6 protein-coding genes and 3 pseudogenes are annotated in these 6,838 nt (G+C 73.2%); 6 read left to right on the forward strand and 3 right to left on the reverse strand.

What is annotated here, in order from left to right; translation table 11 throughout:
* Window positions 1-84: 84 nt before the first annotated feature.
* A complete protein-coding gene (locus tag ACZ4VL_RS31455) occupies window positions 85-1,044 on the reverse strand; it encodes a fibronectin type III domain-containing protein (RefSeq protein WP_468206715.1) in 960 nt (319 codons plus the stop codon).
* Between the two features lie 281 nt (window positions 1,045-1,325).
* Here ACZ4VL_RS31455 and ACZ4VL_RS31460 point away from each other — a divergent pair.
* The 5 genes and pseudogenes from ACZ4VL_RS31460 to ACZ4VL_RS31480 form a co-directional block, all read left to right on the forward strand.
* Window positions 1,326-1,700, forward strand: a pseudogene (locus ACZ4VL_RS31460) (ABC transporter substrate-binding protein); the annotation flags it as partial.
* A 1-nt stretch (window position 1,701) separates the two neighbouring features.
* A pseudogene (locus tag ACZ4VL_RS31465) lies at window positions 1,702-1,836 on the forward strand (ABC transporter ATP-binding protein); the annotation flags it as partial.
* Between the two features lie 99 nt (window positions 1,837-1,935).
* Window positions 1,936-2,130: a hypothetical protein gene (locus ACZ4VL_RS31470; RefSeq protein WP_404233340.1), complete on the forward strand. Its 195-nt coding sequence runs from the start codon at window positions 1,936-1,938 to the stop codon at window positions 2,128-2,130.
* Between the two features lie 62 nt (window positions 2,131-2,192).
* A pseudogene (locus tag ACZ4VL_RS31475) lies at window positions 2,193-3,223 on the forward strand (RNA-guided endonuclease InsQ/TnpB family protein); the annotation flags it as partial.
* A 179-nt stretch (window positions 3,224-3,402) separates the two neighbouring features.
* On the forward strand, window positions 3,403-4,080 hold the full coding sequence (locus ACZ4VL_RS31480; RefSeq protein ID WP_468206718.1) for a DUF2278 family protein: 678 nt from the start codon (window positions 3,403-3,405) through the stop codon (window positions 4,078-4,080).
* A 107-nt stretch (window positions 4,081-4,187) separates the two neighbouring features.
* On the opposite strand, the gene ACZ4VL_RS31485 is transcribed toward ACZ4VL_RS31480, so the two are convergent.
* Window positions 4,188-5,018, reverse strand: a complete 831-nt coding sequence (locus ACZ4VL_RS31485; RefSeq protein WP_468206721.1) for a hypothetical protein — start codon at window positions 5,016-5,018, stop codon at window positions 4,188-4,190.
* Window positions 5,018-6,307 (reverse strand): VWA domain-containing protein, encoded by a 1,290-nt coding sequence (locus tag ACZ4VL_RS31490; protein WP_468206724.1) that lies wholly within the window; start codon window positions 6,305-6,307, stop codon window positions 5,018-5,020. Before ACZ4VL_RS31490 ends, ACZ4VL_RS31485 begins: the two co-directional genes overlap by 1 nt.
* Before the next feature lie 110 nt (window positions 6,308-6,417).
* On the opposite strand from ACZ4VL_RS31490, the gene ACZ4VL_RS31495 reads away from it, so the two are divergent.
* Window positions 6,418-6,699 (forward strand): hypothetical protein, encoded by a 282-nt coding sequence (locus tag ACZ4VL_RS31495; protein ID WP_438316282.1) that lies wholly within the window; start codon window positions 6,418-6,420, stop codon window positions 6,697-6,699.
* The last annotated feature ends 139 nt before the right edge of the window (window positions 6,700-6,838 follow it).

Here is a 6,838-nt window from a genome sequence, read left to right on the forward strand (position 1 = left end):
GGATGTATTGTGCGTGATCTTCCTTACCCGACGCGCCGTTCCGTCCGTATCGCTGTCACGTCACCGGTACGGGTGCTTCCGTTCTCACCCGGCCAGCACGATGCGCCGCTGCGCGGAAAATGCCCCCCACGTGCCGTCGGGCAGGCGGGCCCGCAGCTTCAGCTCCCAGACCGTGCCGGGCGGTTCGGTCACGATGAGCCGGTGTTCGGCGCGGCTGCCGGTCAAGGCCCCGGCACCGAATTGGATGACGGTGACGGGCCTTCCGTTGACGTGGAGTTCGTACTCCGTCGTCGAGCGGCCCGTATCGGGGGCGGTCCACGTGAGGGTGACGGCGCCGGGAGAGGCGCTGACGGTGAGGTCCGACGGAGCGGTGCCGGGACCCCGGCCGGGCGCGGGTGCCGTGGTGGCCTCGGCCGCCGGGCCGTCGGAGGAGGAGTTGTCGGCGCCGTCGCGGGCCCGGACGGTGAAGGTGTAGGCGGTCTCCGGCTGGAGGCCGGTGAGGGTGGTGGAGGTCTCGGCCGGGCCGGCGGTGTGGATCCGGACGCCGCCCTGGTAGACGTCGTACGCCGTCACACCCGTGTCGTCGGAGGCGGCGGACCAGGACACCACCGCCGAACGGGGACCGTCGGCGCGGGCCGTGGTGCGGGCCGGGGCCGTGGGGGGCGTACGGTCCTCGGCCCGGGCGGCCGGGGTGGTGGCCGCGGCCTCGGCGCTGGGGGCGGAGGTGTTCCCGGCGGCGTCGCGGGCCCGGACCGTGAAGGCGTACGCGGTCTGCGGGGCCAGACCGGTGACGTCCACCATGGTCCGGTCCGCCGGGAGTTCGCGCACCAGCCGGCCGGCCGCGAACACCTGGTAGTTGGTGACCCCCTCGGCTGCGGGGGCCGGCCGCCACATCACGTGCACGGAGGTGGCGCTGCCGGCCTGCGCGGTGATCCCGGCGGGGGCGGCCGGGGGAGTGGTGTCGGCGGAGGAGCAGGCGGTGAGCCCGGCGGCGGCGCAGGCGGCGGCCAGGCCGAGGGCGGGCAGGGGGGCGGGGCGTCGCACGGGGCCTTCCTCGGATCGGCTTCCTCGTGGTCCTTGCGGGCCTTGGGGCCTTGGGGCGTTGGTCCTCGCGGTCCCCGTAAAGGTCTAGACATATATGGCATGCAGGTCGGCGGCCGGGCAAGACCCGTGCGGCAGGCGGTCCGCCGGGCGTCCGTCCTGCCCGGTTCGTCGCCCTCTGATCACCTCTGGCATGATTGCGCTCGCCTTGCAATAGCGGCTGATCTTGAGCTGCTCACATAGGGCAACACCGAAAACGGCAACACCAGGGATGTGTACGGCTGCTCCAGCCCGCCCTGGCCCGGTCCCTCCCGGAGGTCTCCGCCGACGGGCTCACCTACACGTACCGGCTGCGCCCCGGCGTGCGTTCAGCAACGGCGCGCCCTTCACCGCCGAGGACGTCGTCTTCACCTACCGCACGATCCTCGACCCGAAGACGAACAACGCCTCCCGGACCGAGCTCGACGCGATCGCCGACGTCGCGCAGCAGGGCGACGACACGGTCGCCTTCACGCTGAAGTACCCCTATGCCCCGTTCGCCGAGCGCACCGTGCTGCCCATCGCCCCCGAGCACCTCGCGGGCCGCCAGGACGTCAACGGCGGCGGGTTCGGCACCCGCCCGGTCGGCACCGGACCGTACCTGCTCACCGGCCCGAGCTGGCCGCCCTGGTCGGCGTCGTCGAGGAGTACCGGGCCGAGACCGGCGCAGGGCTCCTCGCCGTCGGCCGCGCCCCCGTCCTACTCGATCGCTGGTGCGACCGCACGACCCGCTGGGAAGAGGTCGTCAAGCACTGACCGATCGTCACGGACGGTCAACACCCGTACGGCGGACACGGGTTTCGCCCGGGAGCACCCCCTCCTGCGCCACCATGGCGCCCGCACAAGGAGGTATCAATGGTGATCTCGCTCTCCGTGGCCGTCCTGCTCTTCGTCCTGGCATGGATCTTCATGCGCAACGGCGGACTCAAGTTCTCGCACGCCCTCGTCTGCGTCCTGCTCGGCTTCCAGCTCGCGGGCAGCGGCATGGCCGAGACCATCCACGAGGGGGTGGCGGCCACCGCCCAGGTGGTCTCCGGCATCGACCCGTGACCCCCTGCGCGGCGCGGTGCCGCGGCCGACTGTTGCACCCTCGTGAATCATCCGGCAGCTCCATGGACTCCTCGGGCGCGGCGCTCCGTCGGCGCAGACCCCAGGCGCGCGCGGCCCGCACGATGTGGAACCTGCTGCACGCCCGGTGGCGGATGATGCCGAAGGAGAAGCGGACTCTCGCCGACGCGGACGCCGCGATCCGGCAGGCCCGCAAGGACATCGACTATCTCGCCGTGCTGCCCGCGCAGGCCGCGCAAGCGGTCCTCAAGACCTTCTTCCAGGCGTGGAAGAACTGCTGGGACGGCCGCGCCGACGCCCCGAACGTCAAGAGCCGGCTGCGCACGGTGATGTCCGTGGACGTCCCGCAGGGCCGGGACCTGAACATCACCCGCGTGCACCGCCGCTGGGGGCAGGCCAACAACCCCAAGGTGGGCCGGGTCCGCTTCCGGTGGACCAAGGACCTGCCCGTGGGACCGGTAAGGAGAAGGCCAAGTTCCTGCGCTTGGAGCAGCGCGCCGCACGGCGCAAGGCACACCGCAAGGCCGGAGAGCGCACCAGCGGCCGGCTGCACCGCACCTACGACAAGATCGCAGGACTGCGCGCGAAAGCCAAGCGCCGGGCCCTGGACTGGCAGCACCGGACGACCAACGCCATCGCCCGCACGTACGGCACGGTCGTGGTCGAAGCACTCACCATCACGAACATGGTCAAGTCCGCCAGGGGAACCATCGAGGAGCCGGGAAACAACGTCGCCCAGAAGTCTGGGCCGAACCGCTCCATCAGTGGGGAGGCGTGGGGCCGCACGGTCACCATGCTGGCGTACAAGACCGCCCGGCACGGCGGCACCCTGGTCAAGGTCCCCGCCCCTGACACCTCCCGGCGCTGCTCGGCGTGCGGCCGCACCACGCCCGGCAGCCGGGAGTCCCGGGCCGTGTCCGTGTGCAAGAACCCGGACTGCGGCTGGTCGGGCAACGCCGACCACAACGCGGCCCGGAACGTCTTGCACCTGTACCGGATGGGCCACGCGCTCGTCCCGGCTGCCGGAAGGGCAGTCGTCAGGCGCGCCGAACGCGTCGAACCCGCTGCCGCAAGGCAAGCAGGAGTCTCCCGGCTTCAGCCGGGAGAGCACTTCAAGACAACAACTGGGCCCCGATCACCCTCGACCCCGACGGCACCGCGTACGGCGGGGTCTTCAACGGCATCGTCGCCGTCCGCGACGGGGACTGACCGCGGGGCGCGCACGGGCAACCGGCGGGTGGTTCACTGGCAGGCATGCCCTTCGAGAACTACGGCGTGCTGTCGGGAACCCTGCACCGCCACTTCCGCGACCGGCCCGACGGCCAGGGCCGCTGGTTCCACGTGCACATGGAGGTCGACGCCCCGGCCGGGCGCTACGAGGTCGCCGTCGACGTCGACAGCAAGAAGTCCGCGGTCGGCGTCGAGTGGAAGGTGCTCACCCTGCACCCCTCGGTGCTGGAGCCCGTCGACGCGCCGGAACCCGGCTACCACGACCTCGCCCGCGCCAGCGGGTCCGGCGCCGTCGACCACCTGCGCCACCCGGCCCTCGCGGACCACCCGGGCTTCCTCTTCCTGCCCCGCCCGCCGGCCTGGATCCAGCGGCTCCGGGAACGGATCAGCCCGGCCCGGCCGTGGACCGCGGGCAGCTATCTGGAGGCCTCGGCGGCGCTGGAGCCGATCCTGGTGCCCGGCCGGCAGGTCCTCGTCTTCGGCGAGCCCTTCGACTCCGGGCTCGGCATGCACAACGTCCACCAGAACCAGGGCGACCCGTACGGCAGCGAGTGGTGGGAGGAGAACGGCACCTGGCAGGACGGCGCCACGATGACCCGCCGCGACGACGGCCTCTACGACGTCTTCCTGTCCCGCTTCTCCACCCAGGCCGGCGCCACCGACGACGACGGCCACCCCCTCCCGGCCGAGGGCCCGCACTGAGGCGGTGGCAGGAAGACGTCCGCCCCGGGCGGCGGCCCGCGGCGTGGTGCCGCAGAGCCGCCGCCCGGGGCGGGACACAGGGTGGCCGGCCGTCGGCCGGCCGCGGATCAGGCGCCCGGCGGGACGTGCGTCGGACGGCCCCGGCCACGGGTGAGGGAGTAGCCGAAGACGCCCGCCAGGGCGGCGAGCACACCGCCGGCCGCGGTCCAGATCCAGCGGTCGGACCAGCGGCCGCTCGACCAGCCCCCGTCCGGCTCGCCGATGGCGGCCGGCGGCTGCTTCCCCTCCTTCTTCGCGGCCTCGACGGCCGCGGCACGGGCCGTGATGCCGGGGACGAGCGGCTCGGCCACGGCGCCGTCCGAGGCGAACGCACCCCCGGTGTCGCTCACGTCGGCCCGCATCTCCGCCCGCACCTTCCGGCCCAGGTCCTCCTGGGCCAGGTTCACCGCGGTCAGGCGCACGTAGTAGCTGCCCGGCAGCGGGTCGTTGGCCCACGGCTCGGCGCCCGGGCGGACCGTGCGCAGCGTGCAGGACAGCTCGACCGTCGCGGCCTCCTTGGCCGCCGACGCCGCCTGCGCGGCGTAGGTGCACGGCTGCCGGCGGCGCAGGCCGTCGTACACGTCCAGCCGCCAGGTCGACGCCGCGTGGCGGGACGCCGCGTCGGGCAGCTTCACCGTGGCCCGGACCGTGGCCCGCTGTCCGGAGTCCAGCGGGAGCACCCAGTACAGGTAGTCACCGGTGGAGGCCTCGGCCGTGGCGACCTGGCCCGGCTTGACCGGCGTGGCCGTGCCGAAGGCCGTGCCGGCCTCCGTCGGGCCGGACGCGGCCCCGCTCGGGCTCGCACTCGGCGAGGGGGTGTCGGCCGCGGCCGCTCCGGCCGTGGCCAGGGCGGCGCCGGCGGCCAGCAGTGCGGCGGTCACCATCCTTACGGTACGCATCAGTTGGTCCTCCAGACCGAGACACGCCAGCGGGAGAGCCAGCCCCACACCAGGCCCGCGAGGAGACCTGCGAGCACCAGGACGCCCAGCAGCCACCAGCCGCGACCGAGGCCGAAGGAGGCCACGTCGGCGGAGTCGTCGGGGCCGTCCACCAGGTCTACGGTCAGCTCCACCGGCATGCCCGGCGTCGTCTTGACGTTGGCGGGCGCCGAGAAGGAGTTGCTGACCTGCAGGCAGACGGTCTCCACGGCCGGCTTGCCGTCCCCGGCCTTGTCCCCGTCCTCGTCCCCGTCGGACTCGGCCTTCGGGTAGCGCAGCCCCGTCGAGACCACGTCGGTGCGGCCGTCGCCCGCCTCCGAGCCGCGCACGATCTCGCGGCCGGGGACGGTCGTGGCCCGCAGCAGCACGCCGTAGTCGTTGTTGACGGCGCGGTCGACGCCGATGCTCACCGAGGCGCGCAGCTCCTGGCCGGGCTTGACGTCCACCTGGTACCAGCGGTGCTCGCCGAAGGCCTCGCGATCGGTGTACAGGCCCGCGCCCAGCTTCGGGGCGCCCTGGCACTGCTTGGCGCCCTGCGTCGCCACCGGGGTGACGACGGGGGCCGCCGCCCGGTCCACGAGCTGCTTGACGCGGCCGGAGAGTTCCGCGGTGTGCTGCACCGAGGTGTAGGTGCCGCCGGTGGCCTCGGCGATGCAGACCAGCTGGTCGCGGGTCTTGGCGTCGGGCACCAGACCGAGCGTGTCGATGACCAGGTGGATGCCCTGGGCGGCGATGTCACGCGCCACCTCGCACGGGTCGAGCGGGGCGCAGGTGTCCTCGCCGTCCGTGATCAGCACGATCCGCCGGGTGGCGTTGCCGCCCTTGAGGTCCTCGGCCGCGCCGAGCAGGGCCGGGCCGATGGGGGTCCAGCCCGTGGGGGCGAGGGTCGCCACGGCGGTCTTGGCCTCGGTCCGGTTCAGTTTGCCCACCGGGTAGAGCTGCTTGGTGTCCTTGCAGCCGAGCTGCCGGTCCTCGCCCGGGTAGGTCGCCCCGAGCGTCCGTATCCCCAGCTGCACCTCCTCCGGCGTGGCGTCCAGGACCTCGTTGAAGGCCTGCTTGGCCGCCGCCATGCGGGACGTGCCGTCGATGTCCGTCGCCCGCATCGAGCCGCTGACGTCCAGCACCAGCTCGACCTTGGGCGAATCCTTCCCCGCCGGTTCGCCGGCCGCCGCGCTCGCCGGGAACAGCCCGACCGCGAGCGTGGCGAGCAGGCCGCATGCCCCGGCCGCCACCCATTTTCTTGTGATCATCGCCGGATCGTATTGAGGATCGTGCGGCAATCCAAACCGTCCGCTGCGGGCCGCTCCGCCCGCGACTACCCTGGATCAGGGGGTGGTGTGCCCGGCCCGGAGGCGACCCCATGAGACGACGCCATCACTTCCACATCGACCATGCCGGGCATTCCGTCAGCACGACCATCGAGACGGGGCACCGGGTGGAGGTGGAGGTCCTCGTCGACGGCAAGGAGACCGGCCACGCCACCACGCACGGTGACCGGCCCGTCCTCGTCCACGTGGAGCTGCCGACCGTACCGCCGACACCGGTGACCGTCCGCGCCACACCAGGCCCGGGCGTGCCCCGCTGCGTCCTGGAGGCACCCGACGCCGCCCAGCCGCTGGTGATGTCGCCCCGACCGTACTGAGCGGGACGGGGGAGGGGGAGGGGGGGGGGGGGGGGGGGGGGGTTGGTTGGGTGGGGGGGGGGGGGGGGGGGGGGGGGGGGTAGTGTACCGGGAGGGGGGAGCGTCTCCCAAAAAAAAAAAGCGCCAGAGAAAACCCTCC

This window comes from Streptomyces sp. NPDC029014 (assembly GCF_055564695.1).